Here is a 22,756-nt window from a genome sequence, read left to right as displayed (position 1 = left end):
CATTTTTTTTCTTGTTGAATGCAGTTTTAAAGAATTTTATGGTTATTTTCAACAAATAAAACGCCCTCAATCTAGAAAAAGAATGCAAGCAATTATACGATTTGTAAAAAAAGGTATTAAGCCAGAACAATTATTTATGTTAAGTGTTCTTTTGGTAAACGGAGGAAATTACTTATATAATTTAGTTTTAGGAAGAGTTTTAGGACCAGAAAAATTTGCAGACGCAGCCATTTTAATCACTTTTTTATTGGTATTATCTTTTGTAGCCATGACTTTTCAGTTGGTTACTGCTAAATTTTCTGTACTTTTTGAAGATTCTATATTTAGTGGTTTTATTGCTAAAATTTACAAAAATGCTTTATTTACAGGAATCTTTTTAGGAATTGCAATACTTGTTTTTTCAACTCAGTTGCAGCATTTTTTTAAAACAACTTCTTCTACAATGTTTGTTATTTTTGGTTTTGGAGTTCCGTTTTACTTTTTAATGAGTGTAAATAGAGGTGTTTTTCAGGGAAAACAAGAATTAAAATCTTTGTCAATAACCTATCAATCAGAAATGATTAGTCGTTTATTATTGACTTTTACATTATTATATTTATTAGATATAGATTCGTCATTAATAATTGCGATTGGTATTTTTTGCTCTTTTGTATTTGGATTAATTCCGTTTAAAACTAGTAATTTTTCTTTGTTCAAACCATTTAAATTAGATGTTACAAACAAGAAGTTGGTAAAAAACTTTTTTATTATTACAGCTTTTTATGAGTTAACCCAAATTATAATTAATAACAGCGATATACTATTAGTAAAACATTATTTCGATTCTTACGAAGCAGGTTTGTATGCCTCTTTGGCTTTAATTGGTAGAGTAGTATATTTTATTGCTTGGATGTTTGTAATGTTGCTTTTACCTAAAGTTGTTCAACTAAAAAAAGAAGGAAAAGATACGTTACCAATCTTATTAAAATACGTTGTTTATATAGGTATTATTGCGGCTGTAATAGTTATTAGTTGTTTTTTATTTCCTGATGAAATAATTAAAATTTTATTTGGTAGTGAATACTTATCTATTTCTTCTTTATTATGGAAATACGCTTCAGCTACCGGTATTTTTGCAATTTCAAACATATTTGCATACTACTACTTATCATTAGATAAATATGTTCCTGTTGTTCTTTCTGGAATCTTCGGAATGTTACAAATAGTTTTGGTTGTTCTCTATCACGAAACATTAGAACAAGTTGTTCACGTGCAAATTATAGCGATGGTTTTACTATTAATAGTGCAACTTAGCTTCTTCTTTATAAAAGATTCTAAAGCAGCAATAGCTGTAAAAGACATAAAAGAAGAGTAATATCTAAAGCTATTTTCCATTGGTCTATATATAAATGTATTTGAACCGTTTATTGTAATAAAATAAAAGTAAAAAACTGAAATTTGTACTATAATTAAAAATTAACATATGAAATTAGCTATCGTAACTGCATATCCACCAAGTAAAGTAACTTTAAACGAGTATGCATATCACTTAGTAAAAAGTTTTAGGCAAAGTGAAAAAGTAACAGAATTAATTCTTTTAACAGATGAAACTTCCGGAGAAAAAGATATTCAGTTTGAACAAGATGGTTGTAAAATTATAGTGAAAGAATGTTGGAAATTTAATAGCTATACAAATATTATAAATGTTACCAAAGCAATTAATCAAACGAAGCCAGATGCCATATTGTTTAATTTACAATTCATGAAATTTGGTGATAAAAAAGTAGCAGCGGCTTTAGGTTTAGCGATACCAATGGTTTGTAAAATGAAAAAAATACCAACAATTGTTTTACTGCATAATATTTTAGAACAAGTAGATTTAGAAAGTGCTGGTTTTACGTCTAATAAACTTGCTCAAAAAGCATATAATTTTATTGGTACTTCATTAACAAAGCTAATTTTAAAAGCAGATTTAGTTACGGTAACTATGGATAAGTATGTTACTACTTTAGAGGATAAGTATAAGGTAGATAATGTAAAAATGATTCCTCACGGAACTTTTGAAATTCCTGATAATCCTTCTCAAGAATTACCAGAAGGCCCATTAAAAGTAATGACTTTTGGTAAATTTGGAACCTACAAAAAAGTAGAATCTATGATTGAAGCTGTAGAAATTGTAAGAAAAGAAACTGGCTTAGATTTAGAAATTGTAATTGCAGGAACAGACAACCCAAATGTGCCAGGTTATTTAGCTAATGCTAAAGAAACGTACAAACATGTGCCACAACTTACTTTTACAGGTTATGTAGAAGAAGTAGAAGTAGAGCCTTTGTTTACAGAAAGTGCCGTAGTTGTTTTTCCGTATACTTCTACAACAGGAAGTTCTGGAGTATTACACCAAGCAGGTAGTTATGGTAGGGCAGTAGTAATGCCAAATTTAGGGGATTTAGCTACTTTAATTGAAGACGAAGGTTATAGAGGTGAATTTTTTGAACCAGAAAGTGTTGAAAGTTTAGCAAATGCGATTAAAGCAATTGTAACCAATGATGCCTACAGAATACAGCTAGGTGAAGCTAATTACAAGGCTGCAACTGCTTTTCCTATGGAAAGAATTACAAATATATATTTAGACGAATTCAATAAAATTATTGATAAAAAGAAATAATTAGCTTTATTAATTACTCTTTAGAAATATATTTATAAGATAATTTTTTAGCGCCAGAACTGGTTATAAAACCAAATTTTTTCTGAGGATTTGTTCGCCAAGGAAGTCTACCTAAGACTTCTTTGGGTACAACATTAAAATCATATAAAGTCCATGACATAAACGGAATATCGTTTTTTGTCATTATTTTTTGTATTTCTTTATAATAATCTGCTTGTTTTTCTTCTGAACCTACAAAAGGTCTCCATAAGCCACCATAAGATGAAACTCCAAACTCTTGTAAGATAATCGGTTTATCTTTTATAGTATCTTTTAAAACTAAGTATTCACTTTCAAATTTATCTAAGTCTTCATAATAATGAAAAGAGACTACATCTACCTTATCTTTTAAAATTGTAGCACTTTTAGTATTAGACCAACCAATAGTTACAGGATGTTTAGTATCTATAGTTTTAATTAGAATTACCATAAAATCTAACCAAGAAATTACATTTTCTCTACCTCTAGAATCAAAATCTAAATTAGGTTCATTTTTTACATCCCAAGCTAAAATAGCATCATGATTTTTAAATTTTTCTACAATTTTTTCTGCATGTCTTTGGTTTAAAGTCCAGTCTAAAACATCATAATTACCATAAAAGTCGAATAAAGTAATTACTACTTTAAGATTTTCTTTTAAGGCTGTGTCTAAAACTTTTTCAAGCTTTTCTAATTTATCAACTTTAATATTAGCCTTACCAAAATCTTCATATGGTACAAATATTCTTATAGAATTTAAACCTGCTTTTTTAATAATTCTAAAATCGTTTTTAATAATATTAATATCAAAACTATCTCCATACATATTCCATGGAGTTGCTTGTGGGTAATAGTTAATACCTTTTATATCTGTAAAAGCAATAGCAGTTTTTAAATAATTATAGTTGTATTTTTTTGAAGCTTCTTTAACCATATGCCTAATACGCCAAAAACCATCTTCTAATAGTAATACGAATCTATATGTAGAAACTTCTGTTGTTTCTAATATTAACTTGTTGTCTTTAAAAACTTTTTTATGCTCTAGGGCATCTGTATCTTTTAATATAATTAACTGGCCATCTTCACTAAAAAATTCAATATCTAAGTTATGCTCTAATGTAGTAGCGTCTATTGTTATTTTTTCTAACTTATTATTTTTTATTAGAGCGTATATATTTTCTCTAGAACTTTTAGTAAAATAATCTTCTATACCAGCTTGTGTGTTTGTTTTGTATGCAATTTGTTTTACATACCAAGCATCTAAATAATCGTTTTCTACTGCATTTATTTTTTGCTCGCTTATTTTTCTTCCTTCATTTCCATCCTTTTTCCAAGTTACTTTTGGTAAATATTGTTCTACCTTTTTTACTTCTGTATGTAACATTTTACTTCTATCTGCACCTGTGTTTAAAAAGCTATACAAAGAGCTTACTAAAAATAAAAGGATACCAATTATAATAAGATAGGTAAGCATTAAAACACCTCTAAGAATTCTTTTATTAGTTTTTACCATAACTTAAAACTTTTAAATTCTTTTTCAATTCCTGCTGTTTCAATTGTAATTTTATATAAATCATTTTCGTAGATATTAGGGTCTAAGTAAAAACTAGTAAATCCATTTTTAGATTCTTTATATATTTCTTTTAGTAACTTATTATCTTTATAAATAGATAGTTTTATCGATAAACCATCAGGAATTATTTGGTTCATAAAACTTTTTAAAGGACCTACTTTTATTGTTCTATTTTTATCTAAGAAAGAGATATTGTAATCTTCAATAACTTTTTTATACTTAATTTTTAGAACATCACTTTCTGCAATACCAATAAAATAGGCTTTTATACTCCAATTATCTTCAAAATCTGGATGAATAATTTTAGCATGTGCAACGCCATTTAAAGTAATACCAGTAGTTTTTAAAATATCTCCTTTTTTATTGGTAATGTAAAATTCAATATAACTACCATCACTTACAATATTTCTATTTTTATCTTTTATAGTAGATGTATAAAAGGTTGTAATTTGATTACCATCTGCATATTCATGATTTCTAGTAACAAAAAGTTTGAAGTTTGTAGCAATTGCAGGCATAATATTTACATCAAATTCTTTTGAGTTTAATCCAAAAGATTCAGAAGAAATAATCATTCGGCCACTTTTTAAAGGAGAAAAAATATTTTTGTAACCAATTAATTTATCCGTTAAAATAGGTGCTTTTTTTTCAGATTTTAAAAACTGATATTTAACATCAACTTTACTATTATCTCTAATTGGGTTGTCTAAACTATCTGTAGGTATTACAACTAACATTGTGTAATCTGTAGCACCAGCATCTATACTTGGTGGACCTAAATAAGTTTCTATAGTTGTTGGTGTTTCTTGAGGAATAATAGAAATATTACCAGAGATTTCTTCTTTTGTATTAATAATTTTCCAATGTAATATTCCTCTTTTTTTTGATAAAAAATAAGGGATTTTAAAACTCATTTTTTCATTTAAAATAGTAGGTTCTAAAACTGTAGTACCATAACTATTAGAACAGTATAATTGAATACCAGTAGTATCTGTTGCATTAAATTGAAGTATAATATCGTTACCAGCAATAAATATTACTTTAGGTGTTATTAAAGATATAGTGGGTTTTGTAATTGTTTCTTGTGAGAAAAAAGAAACGATTACTAATTGAAAAAATAGTAGAAAAAAACCTTGTTTTAACTTCATTATTTTGGATTACCGATGTAACTATTTAATTCTATTTTAATGTAACGAAACAGTGGATGATTGACTTTTTGTAATTTACTGTTTGTATGACTTTTTATTCTATTTGGTATAATCTTAAAAGCAATATCTTTGTTAGGTAAGCCATTTACAAAACAGAAACTCATATCATCATTTACCGTTCTTATTATTGGTTTTAAAGGAATGGCATAGTTAAAACGGAGTTTTCTTTCTTGTCTTATACCTTCTTTTAAAAATAGATTATCTACCCAAATCATTTCTTTGTTTTCATTATAAAAAGTGATAATCATTTGTGGAACAGTAATTTCTTGAATTCCGCTATTAAATAAACTTCCGCTTATATTGTTTGGTGTTATATTAATTTCACTTAAAACAATACCTTTAAATAAGTCTGAATTAGTAGTGTTTCCTGCGGCTTGTAAATTAAATTTTGTAGGTTGTTCACTTAATTCTATGGGCGTAAATTCATCAGGATTAAATGTCTTAGGAATCGAATCTTTAGTTTTAGACCACGCAATACCTTCAAAATTAATTCTAAAAGCACTAATCTCTTTCGGCATTAATTTATGTTTTAGAATATGTTTAGCGTTGTAAGTTGCTAATTCTTTGTTATCATCATTATAAAGAGTTCCTTTTAAAACAACATCTGCTGGTACATTATCTATATTTTGTACTTCTCCAATAATGGAATAGCGTTTATTAAACTTTATTAATTTAGCAGAAACAATTTCTAAAACGGGTTGTTTTAAAACATCTTCATGATGTGTTTGCTCTGTAGTAATTCTTCTTCTTCCTTGGTTAAAATAACCTGTTGTATTTTTAGAATAAAGTTGGTCTGGTGGCAGGTCTATAGATTTTCTGGTTGGTTTTAAAAACCATTTTCCTTTTCTTTTAACAGCAGTTTTAAAATCTGTTTTCGATAGTTTTTCAAGCGGAGTAATCCATTTTGTTTCTACTTTTAGAGTAGCTAAACTATCTGTTTCCTTGGTAATTTCTGTAGTAATTGCATCTAACTTTGCATAAGAACTTAACAAACCATCTGTTACAGATATTTCTAATAAATATTGTGCACGAGAAACACCGCTTTTAGGATCTATGTAACTGTAACTTTTATTTAATTCTTTAAAATCTAGAGCATCATAATATGCTTTTACTACATTTTCTGGAGACCTTTGTGTATCATTTTTAATATAAAACATATAGCAAGCATATGCTATTGTAAATATTAAAATAATCGCCCAAATATGAAATGCTTTTAGAACTGTTCTAGAAAATTTAGTATAATCATTTTGAAACTTAAAATAAGCTGGTTTTGCTTTTACTCTTGTCTTTAAACCATTTACAAATAAAGATTGAATGTTTAAAATAAAGGCAATTAATACCGTTAAAAAAGGAATAACTCCCCAGATTATTTTTACCCAAGCTGGTACATCTTCTTTAGGTAAAATAGAAGAAACAGGAGGGACGTTTAATTTTTCCCACACCATAATTCCGTTTTCTAATTGCGATAAACGTTGCCATCCGCAGAAAAATAAAACAGGATCATAAAACTTATCATTAGAAAAAATATATTTTAAATTATACTTTTCTGGTGTAGTTAAAAACTGTTGTAAAGAACCAATACCTGCAACACCTTTAAATTTTGAGTTTTCTAAACGCTCTATAGGTCTTGTTGTTAATTCGGGTAAACGTCTTGCAGAATGATAATTACCATCTACACTCATTGCATTTGTTTGTGCAGCTAACCACGCCATTTGATCGCCAAAACCTAAAGTTAAATATCTCCATTGATCATGTGAATCTTGACTAAGGAAATTTACGATAGGTAACATTTTTATTTTCTGAGGTTGAGAAGGTCTAAAATAACCTAAACTCATTGTAAATATAACCATCATTACGTAAAAGGAAGCTAACATTCCACCTAATAATCTATGGTAAACAGCACCAAACCTATCTTGTATTAACGTTTTTAAATCTCCTTCTACAAACCTGTAAATAAACTCACCAAATATAGGAATAGACATAATAGAGCCCCAAAGTGTAAATCTATCTAAAGTTAAAATATTAAAAGCTGTTTCACCTAATATCATTTTAGGTATTGGTGTGGTACCACCAGTTCCTAAAATAACTAACATTGTAAAAGACAAGCCAAAAAACAAGTATCTTTTGCTAAAATATCTATAAAAAATATACGGTAGAATAAACAATAATATTCCCCAAGGAATTGTAAAAAACACCAAGCCAGAAGACGTTACTTCAATAAAACTGTCTCTAGAGCCATGAGGAATAGGAACTTGTGTAATTGGATTTAATTTAGAATTCATCCAATAAGGAAAAATGCAAAATATAATAAGGAATAACGAAGAAAAACCAAAGGCTAAGTTTTTCTTCAATTGTTTCATAAATGTTTTTATAAATAAAGAAAATGTAACTTCTTTATAAGAGTTTACCTCTTCTCTAGCAACATCCATTATTACTGTTCCTATTAAAGGAAATATAAAAAATAACATTCCAAAAATAGGAGTTACATGATGTGAAGTAACTGTAACTGCAATTAAAGATAGCGATGTGAAAAAGAATTTATACCTACCTGTTTTAAGCCATAAATAGATTTCTGGCAACGAATGCATTAAAATTGAAACTCCAATAATACTGGGCAACTGACCAAAAATGTGTAAAGTTTCTACAAAAGAAGAAGAAAAAACGGCTAAAATAGCAGCATAACCAGCAACAGTTCTATTAGATGTTATTAGTAAAGAATATCTATATGCACCAGTAACAAAAAGTACAATAGCAATTAACCCAACAGTAAACATACCAAATTTTAAGCCTCCAATTAAAGATAGTGCACCAATTGTTTGATGTACTAACGGAGGATAACTCTGAACTGTAAAACCAGTGTACCACTTATAGTTCCAAGGTTCAAACCAACTATTCGCATAATGATCTGCAAAAAATAAATGTATTAAAGCATCATAAGTTGTTTCTAAAGTATAGAAAATTGTAGAGCCATGAAAAACAACAGCAAGTAGTATTGCTGTAATTAGATATTTATTAGATTTTTCTTTCATTGACAAATTTGATGACTTATAATAATGTAAATATAAATATTTTTAAGGTTAGTTTTTTTTTAATTAACTTTACTAACGAACCATTCGTCTAAGGTAATTTGTATCTGAAACAAAAATTAAAAAAGAATAAGAAAACAAAAGTACTTTTGTACTAGTGTTTTTCCCTAAAAACAAAAAAAAGAAAGCATGAAAATATTAGCAATTGATGATCAAAAATTAGTTTTAATTCCATTAGAAAGTAGATTAAAAGAAATGGGATATGAAGTAATTACAGAAACTGATGGAGTTAAAGGAATTGAATTATTTGATTCTTTTAAACCAGATTTGGTAATTGTAGACATTAATATGCCAACAATTTCTGGATTAGAAATAGTAAAACATATTAGAAAAGTAAAAAACTCTAATATACCTATTATGATTCTATCTGGTAATACAGATGATGAAATGATTACACAAGGTTTTGAATTAGGTGTAAATGATTACATGAAAAAGCCTTTAAGCTTAACAGAGGTTGGCTTAAGAACAAAAAGGTTAATTGGTGCTCCAGAAAATATGGATGCAACTAAAAAGTATTCAAACACAATAATACAAGAAAGATGTGTTGGGGTAGTAATACCTTGTTATAATGAAGAGGAACGATTATTAAGTAAAGAATTTACAGATTATATAGATAAAAACTCTGGTTATCATTTATGTTTTGTAAATGATGGTAGTAAAGATAAAACACTAGAAGTTTTAAATAATTTAAGAAAAGGTAGAGAAGATTTTATTACTGTTTACGATTGTGAGAAAAATGGTGGTAAGGCAGAAGCTGTAAGACAAGGTATGTTGTATATGGCTAAACAAGAAGATTTAGATTATATAGGTTTTTTAGATGCAGATTTATCTACAGATTTAGCAGATTTTAACGATTTAGTTACAACAATAGAAAATTCTGATTATAAGATAGTTAGTGGTTCTAGAATTAGTAGAATGGGTGCAAATATTACAAAAGAATCTGCACGAAAAGTTATTAGTATGTCTATTAATTTTATCATTCGAAAAATTCTATCAATGGATTTTAAAGACACTCAATGTGGTGCAAAAATCTTTCATAAAGATGTTATTGATGTTTCTTTTAAGGAAAAATTTGTTACACAATGGATTTTCGATGTTGAAATATTTAGAAGAATAACATTACACTATGGTTTAGATAAGGCCAAACAAATGTTGTGTGAGCAGCCTTTAAAAAGATGGATTCATGCAGATGGTTCTAAATTATCGATGAAGGATTCTGTTAAAATTGTAGGACAATTAGGTCAAATTGCTTGGTATTACAGAAAAGGAAAGAAATAGTATTGTTTTCTTATATAGAAGAATGATACCTTTTCTAATAAATAATAAACTATTTAATAGCATTTTATGAAAAAAGGTATCATTGTTTTGTTTTCTGAAGATGAAAGGAAAATTAATAAAAATCAGTTTATAAACTTATTCAATCAAAAAGATATAAAGATTTGTTTTGTAAATAATGGTAGCAAAGATAATACTTTACATATTTTAAAATCTGTAAAAGAAGATATAGAAACCAATAGTATATCTATTTTAGATATTAAAAAAAACACAAGTACTATTGCAGCAGTTAATGCAGGTGTTAGGTATTTATATAGTTCTGGTGATTTAAATTGTATTATGTATTTTAAGTCTAATATGTTAACTTATTTTAAAGACAAAAAAAAACAGTTTGAAATTCTAAATAAAATAGAAAAAAAGTTTGAGAATCCTCTTTTTGATATAAAAACCAGAAGGAATAACAAAAATGTATACTCTTATAAAGATCTATTAAATCTTTAAATAACTAATTAATTTATCGGTTCCAGAACTAGCAACATCTTTAATAATGGTTAAATTATTAAAGTCATTTTTAGAAACAGAAGGTTTTGGGTCTATAAAATAAATTGGTGTATTTGGTTTTATATAATTAACTAAACTTGCTGCTGGGTAAACTTGCATAGAAGTACCAATAATTACAAGAATATCTGCCTCTGCTGTAATTTTAATGGCTTTATCTAACATTGGTACCATTTCTCCAAACCAAACGATGTGCGGTCTTAATTGGCTTTTTTTACTACATAAATCGCCCAAAATTAAATTTTTTCTCCATTCTAAAACCTCATTATCATCAATAGAACTTCTCACTTTTAAAAGTTCGCCATGTAAATGGGTAATTTTAGAACTTCCTGCACGTTCATGCAAATCATCTACATTTTGTGTAATAATTTTAACATTAAAATTATTTTCTAATGCAGCTAAATTAAAATGTGCTTTATTAGGTACAACTTCTAAAAGTTGTTTTCTACGCTTGTTGTAGAAATCTAAAACCATTTTAGGGTTTTTGCTATAACCTTTAGGAGAAGCAACTTCCATTACATTATGACCTTCCCACAATCCATCAGAATCTCTAAACGTATTTATACCGCTTTCTGCAGAGATTCCTGCACCTGTTAAAATAACTAGTTTTTTCATTAATTAGAAGGTTTCAGTATTTTTTATGAATATCTTTAAGGAAGATAAAAATAATAATTTTAAGTTTGTAATTATGATTGATGAAAAATTATTAAATTATTTTGAAGGCTTTTTAACAGATAATAGAAAAGATTTATTTAAAAAGGTTTTAGAAAATAGAACAAGGCATTTTACGGTAGTTTTAGAAGATATTTTTCAACCACATAATGCAAGTGCAGTGGTTAGAACTTGCGATATTTTTGGTGTACAAGATGTGCATGCAATAGAGAATAAGTATAATAATAAAGTTTCTAGACATGTTGCTAAAGGCTCTCAGAAATGGCTAAATCAATATCGATATAGAAAAGATGGCGACAATTCTAAACCTTGCTTAGATGCTTTAAAAGCAGAAGGCTACCAGATAATTGCAACAACACCACACAACGATTCTTGTTTACTACAAGATTTTGATATTACAAAAAAATCTGCATTTGTGTTTGGAGTAGAAGCAGAGGGCGTTTCTGATACCGTTATCGAAAACGCAGATGGTTATTTAAAAATACCAATGGTTGGTTTTACAGAAAGTTTAAATATATCTGTGGCTGCGGCTATTATATTACAAGATGTAACTACAAAACTTAGAAATTCTAATATCGAGTGGAAATTATCTGAAGAAGAAAAAGAAATTTTATATTTTGAATGGGTAAAGAAAACAATTAAAAATGTAGATAAAATTGAAGCACATTATTATCAAAATTTAAAGACAGAATAATTGTTTTTTAATAAAAGAGCTTTAAATAAAGTATTTGTAGAGAAGATTATTCAATAATAATTTCTTCTATTGTAGCTGTAGAATCGCAACGTTTTACTAGCAAACTTACGTTTTCTAATTCTTTTGTACCTGTAACAAAATACTCTGCACAAGGTTTTTGTCTTGGGTTTCCTTTTCCAAAATCTACATCACCATCCATTAAAATAGTTGCTATTTTTAAAGTATCAATATTAAATTTACTCATAGCAATTTTAGCATCATTAGAAAATAAACGTTTTTTAGTTCTAATCGTTTTTAAAGTTCTAGAGTCCATACCATAATCAAACGTTGCATTTTTCTTTTGCCAGAAGAAATACACACCAATAGAACCTAATGCTAAACCAATTAAATAATAAAAAATTCTTTTTACTAACATGTTAAAATTTTGAAATGCAAATTTATGTAAAATGAGTCGTTTGTAACTCTATTATCTAAGTTATTTCAGATCGATTTAAGTAGAAATAAAACGTTTATGTTATATAGTACTATTTGTAATAATTTCTTAGAAATTTACAGATGTAGTTGTTTTTTAAAGTATTAATAAATTAATATCTCTAAAAGGTAAATCGAACCAATCTGCAACCGTTTTATTTGTTAGAATTCCGTGATAGAAATACATTCCGTTTCGTAAACTTTTATCGAATCTTGCAGTATTTTCGAAACCACCTTCTTCTGCTATATTTAATAAATAAGGTGTAAAGATATTACTAATAGAAACAGAAGCTGTTCTTGCATAACGGGCAGGAATGTTTGGCACACAATAATGTATTACACCATGTTTTACAAAAGTTGGTGTTTTGTGAGTAGTTACATTAGATGTTTCGAAACAGCCACCTCTATCGATACTAACATCAACAACAATTGCACCTTCTTTCATTTTTTCAATCATTTCTTCTGTAGCACAAATTGGCGATCTATTCTTACCACGAATTGCTCCAATAGCAACATCACAACGCATTAATGCTTTTAAAACAGATTTAGGTTGTAGTGTAGAAGTGTAAATAGGTGCGTGTAAACAATCTTGTAATTTTCTTAATTTACTAATAGAATTATCAAAAACTTTAACTCTTGCACCTAAACCAATTGCTGTTTTTGCTGCGTATTCACCTACTGTTCCTGCACCAAAAATAACAACACTTGTTGGTGGTACACCGCCAATGTTTCCAAATAATAAACCGTTTCCTTTATTAACGCCGCTCATTAATTCGCCAGCAATTAAAATAGAAGCAGTTCCTGCAATTTCACTTAAAGATTTTACAATTGGGTAGGTTTCTTGCTCGTCTTTTATATAATCGAATGCAATGGCTGTAATTTTCTTTTTAGCCAAACATTCGAAGTATTTTTTAGATTGTGTTTTTAATTGTAACGAAGAAATTAATATAGCATTTGGGTTAATAAATTCTATTTCACATTCTGTTGGAGGAGCAACTTTTAAAATAATATTACATTTAAATGCTTCTTCTACATTGTAAGATATTTTTGCACCAGCATCTGAATATTCTTTATCTGTAAAGTTTGCGCCATCTCCTGCACCCGTTTCTATAACAACTCTATGGCCATTTGCTGTTAAAGCACCAACGGCATCTGGTGTTAAACAAACACGTTTTTCGCTTAAATAGATTTCTTTTGGTAAGCCTATAAATAGTTCTCCTTTATGCTTTTTTATTTCTAACATTTCTTCTTGAGGAAGTAATTCTTCTTTACTAAACGGAGAAAATGAACTCATAATTTGTTATTTTATTTGCATGTTACGTTGTCCGTTTTCTAAAGTAGATAAATGGATCTCAACAGATTCTAAAGGTAGTAAATTTTCGACATTTTGTGGCCATTCGATTAAACACCAATCGTTATTATATAAATAATCTTCAATTCCCATATCTAAAGCTTCTACTTCATCTGTAATTCTATAAAAATCGAAATGAAAAACTTTTTCTTTTGTTGAAGTTTGATATTCATTTACCAATGAAAAAGTAGGAGAGGAAATGTTATCTAAAACACCCAATTGTCTACAAATTTCTTTTATAAGTGTCGTTTTACCTACACCCATTTCACCATAAAATAATAAATTTTTATTTTCTACGGATGTTATGATTGCTGTTGCAATTTCAGTAAGGTTTTCTAAAGAATAGTTTTTATTCATGCCGCAAAAATAAGAAATCTACCATATTAAATTAAAGAATCACTTGGTTTTATAAATTTTTATTAATGTAGTTCTAATTCATCATAATTTGAAGAAAATCGTATTCCTATTTTAATAGTATAAATAATTGTAAAATACCTAATTATAGGTATAGTGGTCAATAATGAGTTCATTTAATTTTGCTGAAACCAATAAATTAAAAAAACATGAAAATTAAAAATTATTTATTTCTAGTTTTTTTTTGCATCACATCAATATCTTTTACTCAAGATATTAAAGATGATTTTAAACAAGAAAAAACAAGGAAAAACGCTATAGGTTTCTCTGTAGGATTGCCAGGTTATGGAATTGAGTATGCTAGAAGTTTAAACGATAAGTTTAATATAAGATTGGGCTACACTTTTTTTAATTTAAAAGATTATGAAATTAACGATTTTAAAATAAATGATGACACAGCAAATTTATTAATTAATGCAAATAATAAGGCATATGAGTTATTGTTTGATTACAAGCCGTTTACATCTTCTTTTAGATTGACTTTTGGAATGGCTTATTTTAATAATTTTTTTGTTTCAATTAATTCAAGAGCATCAGATGAATTGAATATAGGAGATATAACAATATCAGAAGAAAAATATGGATATAATCAAATAGAGGCAGATTGGTCTAGTAGTATTGCACCATATATAGGTATTGGTTTTGGTAGATCTATTCCCAAAAGAAATAGATTAGGTATATCGTTAGATATTGGTGCCTATTATTTAGGCAGCCCTAATTCAAGCATTTCGTCTACAGGTTTATTATCTCCATCGGAAGAATTAAACAGAGATACAATTAAGGAAGGATTTGACGATTTTAAAATTATTCCGAATTTAAAACTAAAATTAGCTTATAGCTTTTAAAATAAAAAAAAATGAAAATATTTATAAAAAAAATCAAGTACTTTAAAGTTACCACAATTTTAACAATTATGTTTTTCGCAATATATTCTTGCGAAAATCCTCTAACAAATTTTAAGACGGCTGTAGATTCTGCTATTTTCGATAAAAATATTACAATTAGCATTTTAGATCCTACAAATCCTGAAAGGTTGTATGATAATAACAATCTAAAAGTAACGCTTTTAGGAGATGATGCGGCAAAGATAATTTCTGACGGAGGCTCAAAAACAAAGTTTACAATTGTTGATGGTATTGTACAATTGGCAGTAAACCCAAATGAAACAAATGAAGACTTAAGTTTTTTAGTGAAAATTAGTGGAGATAATTACTTAACCACTACAATACCTGTAAGAGTGCAAGAAAGTGATACCTTAGTAAATATATCTGCAAATATTGTAAATATAAGCAATCCTGCAGATGGTATTAGTATTAAAGAAGTTAACCAACCTTTACAAGGTGGTAGTTTAACAAATTTGTTGTCTGTTAAAACAGACGATGCTGGTTTTGGCGAAACTACAGAAGTAACTATTGAAAAAGACACAAAATTTAAGGATGCAAATGGAAATATAATAAATGTTTCTGGAGACTTAATAGTAAGAGTAGTTAATTTCGATAGTCAAAATAATGAAAGTTTAAATTCTTTTCCAGGAGGTTTTTCACCTTATGAAGTAGCATTAGAGAATGGAGAAATAAATACAGAGGGTTCATTCTCAACAGCAGGTTTTGCTTCAATAGATATGTTTGTTGGAGGTACAGAGGTAAAAGAGTTTACAAAACCTATTACAGTAGCAATGGAAATTGATAGAGATGTTATAAACCCATCTACAGGACAAAATATAAAATCTGGAGATGAATTACCAGTTTGGTCTTATAGTAAAGATGATGGTAAATGGGTGTTTCATGCTACTACAATTGTTCAAGAGAAAAACGGTAAGTTAATATCAGAATATAAAACAACACATTTGTCTTGGTATAATTTAGATTATTGGATTAGAGGTTGTGATAATTATAGAAGATTTGATGTTAAAGTAACCGCTCCTGGAATAGATAGCAACTTATCATATAGATTGGTAACAAACTTAGTTTATGCAGGTACAAATCAGGGAGTAAGTTATAAGGCAAGTCGTTCACATGATTTTTACGATGGCAAATCATTTGGTTATTATAGAACTCCAAACTCTAATTTAGAATTTGTTATTTATGATGGTGAATCAACATATAATAAAGGAAATGAAATCTATAGATCTAGTTCATTTAACGGTTGTAATTCTAATCAAATAAATATAAATCTAGATGAATTTAAAAGTAAAATACCTGCTAAATCTGCTGTTACCAATGTAAATGTTAATTTTTCTGGAATTTGTAAAGGAAAAACTATAAAACCATCATCTTATTTGTATATGAAAGTTTCATACAATTATAGGGGTAGAATGTATACTTCTTGGAAAAATGTTGGCTACATTAATAGAGGTAAAATTAAATTATACAGTATAACATTAAATAAGGAATATGAATTTAGAACTTATTATAGAGGTAGTAGAATTAATCAGAAATACACTTTTACATCTGATAATGTAGATTTAGATAATTTTCAAATACCAGATAATTATTGCAGTAATTTATAAATTATAAATAAAAAGGCGAGTTAAATAAATTTAACTCGCCTTTTTTTATTTTGGGCTATAAACAGCACATGGAATAATTACTTCCTCTAATGAAACACCACCATGTTGATAGGTGTTTTTGTAATATTTAACAAAGTGATTAAAGTTGTTTGGGTATGCAAAAAACATGTCTTCTTTTGCAAATATAAACGGACTATTCATTGCTACTGTTGGTAAGAAAATATCTTTTGGGTTTCTTACTGCGTATACATCTTTCTCTTCATAAGAAAGACTTCTACCAGTTTTATAACGTAGGTTTGCACTAATGTTCTTGTCGCCAATTACTTTTGTAGGGTGTTTACAGTTTATTGTACCATGATCTGTGGTAATTATTAATTTCTGACCTAATGCTTGTGCTTTTTGTATAATTTCGAATAATGGCGAATTTTTAAACCAACTTAAAGTTAAACTTCTATATGCTTTATCATCTCCTGCTAATTCTTTTATTACTTCCATTTCTGTTTTAGAATGTGAAAGCATATCTACAAAATTATAAACTACGGCTGTTAAATCATTTTGTTTTGTTCCGTTGTAATTATCGGCTAAATCTTTTCCGTTTTTTAAATTGGTAATTTTATAATATTCGTGTTTAATATTTAAACCTAAACGCTTTATTTGTGCAGATAAGAATTCGTTTTCAAACAAATTCATTCCACCTTCGTCTGTATCGTTTTTCCATAACTGAGGATGTCTTTTCTCCATTTCAGATGGCATTAAACCAGAGAAAATTGCATTTCTAGCATATTGTGTTGCCGTTGGTAAAATTGAAAAATAAGTGTATTCTTCGTCCTTCTTATAATGGTTATTTATTAATGGCTCTAAGATTCTATATTGGTCATAACGTAAATTGTCTATTACAACCCATAAAACACTTTGTTCTTTTTTTAATTCTGGTACTACATAATCTTTAAATAAGGTGTGTGAAAATGTAGGTTTGTCGTGTCCTGTTAAGAAATCTTCGTAGTTTTTCTTAATAAATTTAAAAAATTGCGAATTAGCTTCTTGTTTCTGACTTTCTAGAATCCCTAACATACCAGGATCGCTAATGTTTTCTAATTCTAACTCCCAATGAACTAGTTTTTTGTATAACTCAATCCATTCTTCATAAGAATTTACCATTGCCAAATCCATAGAGATTTTTCTAAATTCTTGCTGGTAACTAGAGGTTGTTTTTTCTGAAACCAAACGAGAATGGTCTAAGTTTTTCTTTAAACTTAATAAAATCTGATTAGGGTTTACCGGTTTTATTAAATAATCTGCAATTTTAGAACCAATTGCTTCTTCCATTATATATTCCTCTTCACTTTTGGTAATCATTACCACAGGTAAATTGGCTTGCTTTTGTTTTATTTCTGCTAATGTTTCTAAACCTGTTAAACCAGGCATGTTTTCATCTAAAAAAACAATATCGAAATTTGTTTCTGCTACTAAATCAATTGCATCTGCACCATTTGTACAAGTAGTAACTTTATAATCTTTACGTTCTAAAAATATAATGTGAGGCTTTAATAATTCTATTTCATCGTCTACCCACAAGATTTGTATGCTCATATATTTTGTTTTATTTCTTTAACGTTAAAATTAGGGTTTTGTTATTTTTTTATATCTTCTTAAATGATAAAATATTGCCAATATTAAAATATTTCTACAAATAAAATTTATTACCTATTAATTTCTGAAATAAATATATGAATTTGTCACTAGAAATATTGTATTTTGCAAATATAGATTGATAATTTTAGCACTTTTGAAGAAAAAAGCACCCAACAAACTTAAGATTTTAAATGATCCTATTTACGGATTTATTCAAATACCAAATTCTTTAATTTTTGATATTATAGAACATCCTTATTTTCAGCGATTAAGAAGAATTGCACAAATGGGATTTTCTAATTTGGTATATCCAGGAGCAAACCACACTCGTTTTCATCATGCAATTGGTTGTATGCATTTAATGCAGAAAGCCGTTAGAGTTTTGCGTTTTAAACAAGTAGAAATATCATTAGAAGAAGAAAATGCTTTGTGTGTAGCTATTTTGTTACACGATATTGGTCATGGTGCATTTTCACATGCTTTAGAACATAGTATTGTAAGCGAAATTAGCCACGAAGAAATTTCTTTAAAATTTATGAAGAAATTAAATGAAGAGTTTGATGGCAAATTAACATTGGCAATCGAAATTTTTGAAGATAAAAACCCACGTAAATTCTTAGGACAATTAATTTCTAGTCAGCTAGATATCGATCGATTAGATTATTTAAAAAGAGATAGTTTTTACACAGGTGTTACAGAAGGTAACATTTCATCAGACAGGTTAATTGCTATGATGAATGTTAAAAATGATGAATTGGTTATTGAACAAAAAGGAATTTATTCTGTAGAGAACTTTTTAATTGCTCGAAGATTAATGTATTGGCAAGTATACTTACATAAAACAGGTTTAGTTGCAGAGAATATTTTAGTAAATGTCTTAAAAAGAGCCAAAGAATTAGCAGAAAAAGGAGTAGTGTTATATGCTAGTTCTGCTTTGTATTATTTCTTATACAAACAAATTTCTAAAGATAATTTTACAGATGAAACTTTAGAAATGTTTGCCAAATTAGATGATTACGACGTGTTTTCTGCAATAAAAGAATGGGTTAATCATGATGATAAAATTTTATCGCTTTTAGCAAAAATGATTGTTGATAGAAAATTATTAAGAATAGAGATTCAGCAAGGAGAATTTAAGCAGGGTTACATTAATAAAAAAAGAGAGAAAGCAATTAAGAAATTAAATATTACAGAAAAGGAAGTAGGTTATTTTGTTTTTCATCAAGAAATTAGCAATCAAGCTTATAATTTAAAAACACCAATTTATATTTTAAATAAGAAGGGTAAATTAAAAGATATTGCAAAAGCATCCGATCAATTAAACCTTCAAGCACTAACAATACCGGTTGTAAAAAACTTTATTTGTTATCCAAAGTAAGAAGAGATTAGAGAAAACGGTATAATTTTTATATTTTTGCCTTTGATGAAATTTAAAGCACAACAAATAGCAGATATTCTAGAAGGTGAAGTAGTTGGGAATCCTGATGAAGAAGTATCTAAACTTTCTAAGATAGAAGAAGGAGAAAAAGGATCTCTAACGTTTTTATCGAACCCAAAATATAATTCTTTTTTATATACAACAAATGCTTCTGTAGCAATTGTTAACAAGAGTTTTGTATTAGAAAAAGAGGTTAAAACTACATTAATAAAAGTAGATGATGCCTACAAATCTTTTTCTAAATTATTAGAATTCTATAACGAGGTTAAGAATAATAAAACAGGTAGAGAACAACCAAGTTTTATTTCTGAATCTTCTAAAATAGGTAAAGATGAATATATTGGTGCGTTCGCATATATTGGAGAAAATGTAAAAATAGGGAATAATGTAAAAATTTATCCGAATGCTTATATTGGAGACAATACAACTATAGATGATAACACCGTAATTTTTGCAGGCGTAAAAATATACTCTGATACACAAATAGGTAAAAACTGTAAGATTCATTCTGGTGCTATTATTGGTGCAGATGGTTTTGGTTTTGCGCCAGATGAAAACGGAGAATACAAGGCAATTCCTCAAATTGGAAATGTTATAATAGAAGATAATGTAGATATTGGTGCTGCTTCTACAATAGATAGAGCTACTTTAGGTTCTACTATTATTAGAAAAGGAGTTAAACTAGACAATCAAATACAAATTGCACACAATGTAGAGGTAGGTAGAAATACCGTTATCGCTTCGCAAACTGGTGTTTCTGGTTCTACAAAAATTGGTGAAAATTGTATGATTGGCGGGCAAGTAGGTGTTGCTGGTCATATAAAAATAGGTAATAACGTAAAAGTTTTAGGGCAAACGGGTGTTACCAAAAGTTTAAAAGATAATGAAATGGTTTATGGTACACCGGCATTAAATTCACGTGAGTTTAATAGAAGTTATGTGTATTTTAAGAATTTACCAAAAATAGCATCAAAGATTAATCAACTAGAAAAAGAGTTGAAGACTCAAATAAAAGAATAATGAGTAAGAAACAAAAGACAATACAAAAAGAGATCAGTTTATCTGGTGTAGGTTTACATACAGGAAATACTGTGACAATGACATTAAAACCAGCACCTATAAATCATGGTTTTGCTTTTAGCAGAATAGATTTAGAAGGTTCGCCAATAATAGGCGCAAAAGCAGAATATGTTGTTAATACACAAAGAGGAACAAATTTAGAGAAAAATGGTGTTCAAATTCAAACTTCAGAGCACGTTTTAGCTGCTGCTGTTGGTTTAGATATTGATAATCTTTTGATAGAAATAAATGCTTCAGAGCCTCCAATTATGGATGGTTCTTCTAAGTTTTTTGTTGAAGCTTTAGAAAAAGCAGGAATTGAAGAACAAGATGCAGATATTGAAGAATATGTTGTTAAAGAAATAATTTCTTACAGAGATGATGTTACTGGTAGCGAAATTATTTTAATGCCTTCAGATGAATATCAAGTAACAACTATGGTAGATTTTGGTACTAAAATATTAGGTACACAAAATGCTACTTTAGATAAAATGTCTGACTTTAAAGAGGAGATTGCAGATGCTAGAACATTCAGTTTTTTACATGAAATTGAAATGTTATTAGAAAACGATTTAATTAAAGGTGGAGATTTAAATAATGCAATTGTTTATGTAGACAAAGAATTGTCTGACAATACAATGCAGAAATTAAAGAAAGCTTTTAACAAAGATAATATAGCCGTAAAGTCTAATGGAATTTTAGATAACTTAACCTTACACTGGGCAAATGAAGCAGCAAGACATAAATTATTAGATGTTATTGGTGATTTAGCTTTGGTTGGTATTCGTATTAAAGGAAAAGTAATTGCTAACAAACCTGGGCATTTAATAAATACATTATTTGCAAAGAAATTAGCTAAAATTATTAAAGCAGAAAAAAGGAATAATGTTCCTTCTTACGATTTAAACTTACCACCACTATTAGATATTCATCAAATAATGGAAATTCTACCTCACAGACCACCATTTTTATTGGTAGATAGAATTATAGAACTTTCTGATACACATGTTGTTGGGATGAAAAATGTTACAATGAATGAAAATTTCTTTGTAGGTCATTTTCCAGGTGCACCAGTAATGCCAGGAGTTTTACAAGTAGAGGCAATGGCACAATGTGGTGGCGTTTTAGTTTTAAACACAGTTCCAGATCCCGAAAATTATTTAACATATTTCATGAAAATGGACAATGTTAAATTTAAACAAAAAGTTTTACCAGGAGATACTGTAATCTTTAAATGTGAGTTAATAACACCAATAAGAAGAGGGATTTGTCATATGCAAGCATACGCTTATGCGAATGGTAAATTAGTTGCAGAAGCAGAATTAATGGCTCAAATTGCTAGAAAAAAATAAAATATGAATCAACCCTTAGCGTATGTACATCCGCAAGCAAAAATAGCAAGAAATGTAGTAATAGAACCTTTTACTACAATACATAACAATGTAACTATTGGTTCTGGAACTTGGATTGGTTCTAACGTTACTATAATGGAAGGCGCTAGAATTGGTAAAAATTGTAGAATTTTTCCAGGTGCAGTAATTTCAGGAATTCCTCAAGATTTAAAGTTTGATGATGAAGAAACTACAGTAGAAATAGGAGATAATGTTACCATAAGAGAATGTGTAACTATAAACAGAGGAACATCAGACAGAATGAAAACCAAAATTGGTAACAACTGTCTTATAATGGCTTATTGCCATATTGCTCACGATTCTTTTGTGGGAGATAATTGTGTTTTTTCAAACAATACAACACTTGCTGGTCATGTTACAGTTGGAGACAATGTAGTTTTAGCTGGTATGGTAGCTATACACCAATTTGCTTCCGTAGGTAAACACGCTTTTGTAACTGGTGGTTCTTTGGTAAGAAAAGATGTGCCTCCTTATGTAAAAGCGGCAAGAGAGCCTTTATCTTATGTTGGTATTAATTCTGTAGGATTAAGAAGACGTGGTTATTCAACAGAAAAAATTAGAGAAATTCAGAATATATATAGAATTTTATTCCAAAAAAATTACAATTATACGCAAGCAATTGATATCATTGAAGCAGAAATGGAAGCAACTCCAGAAAGAGATGAAATAATTCAATTTATAAAAGATTCTCATAGAGGAATTATGAAAGGGTATTTTAACTCAAACTAATTTTTGAGTTAAA

At 28.3% G+C, this 22,756-nt stretch carries 19 protein-coding genes; 11 read left to right on the top strand and 8 right to left on the bottom strand.

The genetic code is table 11. From position 1 onward, the window contains the following. Nucleotides 1-82: 82 nt before the first annotated feature. Together SHK09_RS04360 and SHK09_RS04355 are read left to right on the top strand one after the other, a co-directional pair. Nucleotides 83-1,354: an oligosaccharide flippase family protein gene (locus tag SHK09_RS04360; protein ID WP_319809556.1), complete on the top strand. Its 1,272-nt coding sequence runs from the start codon at nucleotides 83-85 to the stop codon at nucleotides 1,352-1,354. 108 nt (nucleotides 1,355-1,462) lie between these two features. After that, complete coding sequence (locus SHK09_RS04355) at nucleotides 1,463-2,644, top strand: glycosyltransferase (RefSeq protein ID WP_319809555.1); 1,182 nt, start codon at nucleotides 1,463-1,465, stop codon at nucleotides 2,642-2,644. A 13-nt stretch (nucleotides 2,645-2,657) separates the two neighbouring features. Here SHK09_RS04355 and SHK09_RS04350 read toward each other — a convergent pair whose 3' ends face one another. From SHK09_RS04350 to SHK09_RS04340, 3 genes are read right to left on the bottom strand one after another with little or no spacing between them, the layout of a single operon-like run. After that, nucleotides 2,658-4,175, bottom strand: coding sequence for a glycoside hydrolase family 2 TIM barrel-domain containing protein (locus SHK09_RS04350; protein ID WP_319809554.1), 1,518 nt, complete (start codon nucleotides 4,173-4,175; stop codon nucleotides 2,658-2,660). Continuing rightward, nucleotides 4,169-5,383, bottom strand: a complete 1,215-nt coding sequence (locus SHK09_RS04345; RefSeq protein ID WP_319809553.1) for a hypothetical protein — start codon at nucleotides 5,381-5,383, stop codon at nucleotides 4,169-4,171. The genes SHK09_RS04350 and SHK09_RS04345 overlap by 7 nt, the downstream gene beginning before the upstream one ends. Next, nucleotides 5,383-8,472: a hypothetical protein gene (locus SHK09_RS04340; protein ID WP_319809552.1), complete on the bottom strand. Its 3,090-nt coding sequence runs from the start codon at nucleotides 8,470-8,472 to the stop codon at nucleotides 5,383-5,385. Before SHK09_RS04340 ends, SHK09_RS04345 begins: the two co-directional genes overlap by 1 nt. Before the next feature lie 186 nt (nucleotides 8,473-8,658). On the opposite strand from SHK09_RS04340, the gene SHK09_RS04335 reads away from it, so the two are divergent. Both SHK09_RS04335 and SHK09_RS04330 read left to right on the top strand, forming a co-directional pair. Then, the gene (locus SHK09_RS04335) at nucleotides 8,659-9,807 is read left to right on the top strand and encodes a response regulator (RefSeq protein WP_319809551.1); all 1,149 of its coding nucleotides are present in this window, start codon (nucleotides 8,659-8,661) and stop codon (nucleotides 9,805-9,807) included. Between the two features lie 66 nt (nucleotides 9,808-9,873). After that, on the top strand, nucleotides 9,874-10,305 hold the full coding sequence (locus tag SHK09_RS04330; protein ID WP_319809550.1) for a glycosyltransferase: 432 nt from the start codon (nucleotides 9,874-9,876) through the stop codon (nucleotides 10,303-10,305). Here the strand turns inward: SHK09_RS04330 and SHK09_RS04325 are convergent. Then, entirely contained in the window at nucleotides 10,294-10,977 is a 684-nt protein-coding gene (locus SHK09_RS04325) for an NAD-dependent deacylase (protein ID WP_319809549.1), read from the bottom strand. The genes SHK09_RS04330 and SHK09_RS04325 overlap by 12 nt on opposite strands. A gap of 73 nt (nucleotides 10,978-11,050) precedes the next feature. Here SHK09_RS04325 and SHK09_RS04320 point away from each other — a divergent pair, with 73 nt between their 5' ends. Beyond that, nucleotides 11,051-11,728, top strand: a complete 678-nt coding sequence (locus tag SHK09_RS04320; RefSeq protein ID WP_319809901.1) for an RNA methyltransferase — start codon at nucleotides 11,051-11,053, stop codon at nucleotides 11,726-11,728. 46 nt (nucleotides 11,729-11,774) lie between these two features. Here SHK09_RS04320 and SHK09_RS04315 read toward each other — a convergent pair whose 3' ends face one another. The 3 genes from SHK09_RS04315 to tsaE form a co-directional block, all read right to left on the bottom strand. After that, nucleotides 11,775-12,143: a DUF4258 domain-containing protein gene (locus SHK09_RS04315; protein WP_319809548.1), complete on the bottom strand. Its 369-nt coding sequence runs from the start codon at nucleotides 12,141-12,143 to the stop codon at nucleotides 11,775-11,777. A gap of 153 nt (nucleotides 12,144-12,296) precedes the next feature. Further along, nucleotides 12,297-13,493 carry an alanine dehydrogenase gene (locus SHK09_RS04310; RefSeq protein WP_319809547.1) on the bottom strand — a complete coding sequence of 399 codons (1,197 nt, stop codon included), beginning with the start codon at nucleotides 13,491-13,493 and terminating at the stop codon, nucleotides 12,297-12,299. A gap of 6 nt (nucleotides 13,494-13,499) precedes the next feature. Next, nucleotides 13,500-13,907, bottom strand: a complete 408-nt coding sequence (gene tsaE, locus SHK09_RS04305; protein ID WP_319809546.1) for a tRNA (adenosine(37)-N6)-threonylcarbamoyltransferase complex ATPase subunit type 1 TsaE — start codon at nucleotides 13,905-13,907, stop codon at nucleotides 13,500-13,502. Nucleotides 13,908-14,113: 206 nt separating this feature from the next. Here tsaE and SHK09_RS04300 point away from each other — a divergent pair, with 206 nt between their 5' ends. Next, nucleotides 14,114-14,809, top strand: coding sequence for a hypothetical protein (locus SHK09_RS04300; protein WP_319809545.1), 696 nt, complete (start codon nucleotides 14,114-14,116; stop codon nucleotides 14,807-14,809). A gap of 68 nt (nucleotides 14,810-14,877) precedes the next feature. Further along, a complete protein-coding gene (locus SHK09_RS04295) occupies nucleotides 14,878-16,473 on the top strand; it encodes a hypothetical protein (RefSeq protein ID WP_319809544.1) in 1,596 nt (531 codons plus the stop codon). A 45-nt stretch (nucleotides 16,474-16,518) separates the two neighbouring features. Here SHK09_RS04295 and SHK09_RS04290 read toward each other — a convergent pair whose 3' ends face one another. Then, on the bottom strand, nucleotides 16,519-18,063 hold the full coding sequence (locus SHK09_RS04290) for a bifunctional response regulator/alkaline phosphatase family protein (RefSeq protein WP_319809543.1): 1,545 nt from the start codon (nucleotides 18,061-18,063) through the stop codon (nucleotides 16,519-16,521). A gap of 196 nt (nucleotides 18,064-18,259) precedes the next feature. Here SHK09_RS04290 and SHK09_RS04285 point away from each other — a divergent pair, with 196 nt between their 5' ends. From SHK09_RS04285 to lpxA, 4 genes are read left to right on the top strand one after another with little or no spacing between them, the layout of a single operon-like run. Further along, entirely contained in the window at nucleotides 18,260-19,483 is a 1,224-nt protein-coding gene (locus SHK09_RS04285) for an HD domain-containing protein (protein WP_319809542.1), read from the top strand. 45 nt (nucleotides 19,484-19,528) lie between these two features. Continuing rightward, the gene (gene lpxD, locus SHK09_RS04280) at nucleotides 19,529-20,563 is read left to right on the top strand and encodes a UDP-3-O-(3-hydroxymyristoyl)glucosamine N-acyltransferase (RefSeq protein ID WP_319809541.1); all 1,035 of its coding nucleotides are present in this window, start codon (nucleotides 19,529-19,531) and stop codon (nucleotides 20,561-20,563) included. Then, the gene (locus tag SHK09_RS04275) at nucleotides 20,563-21,954 is read left to right on the top strand and encodes a bifunctional UDP-3-O-[3-hydroxymyristoyl] N-acetylglucosamine deacetylase/3-hydroxyacyl-ACP dehydratase (protein ID WP_319809540.1); all 1,392 of its coding nucleotides are present in this window, start codon (nucleotides 20,563-20,565) and stop codon (nucleotides 21,952-21,954) included. The genes lpxD and SHK09_RS04275 overlap by 1 nt, the downstream gene beginning before the upstream one ends. A gap of 3 nt (nucleotides 21,955-21,957) precedes the next feature. After that, the gene (lpxA, locus tag SHK09_RS04270) at nucleotides 21,958-22,743 is read left to right on the top strand and encodes an acyl-ACP--UDP-N-acetylglucosamine O-acyltransferase (RefSeq protein WP_319809539.1); all 786 of its coding nucleotides are present in this window, start codon (nucleotides 21,958-21,960) and stop codon (nucleotides 22,741-22,743) included. Nucleotides 22,744-22,756 lie beyond the last annotated feature (13 nt).

The organism is Polaribacter sp. PL03 (assembly GCF_033875165.1).
GTDB lineage: Bacteria > Bacteroidota > Bacteroidia > Flavobacteriales > Flavobacteriaceae > Polaribacter.
This window is presented reverse-complemented; position numbering and strand designations above follow the sequence as displayed.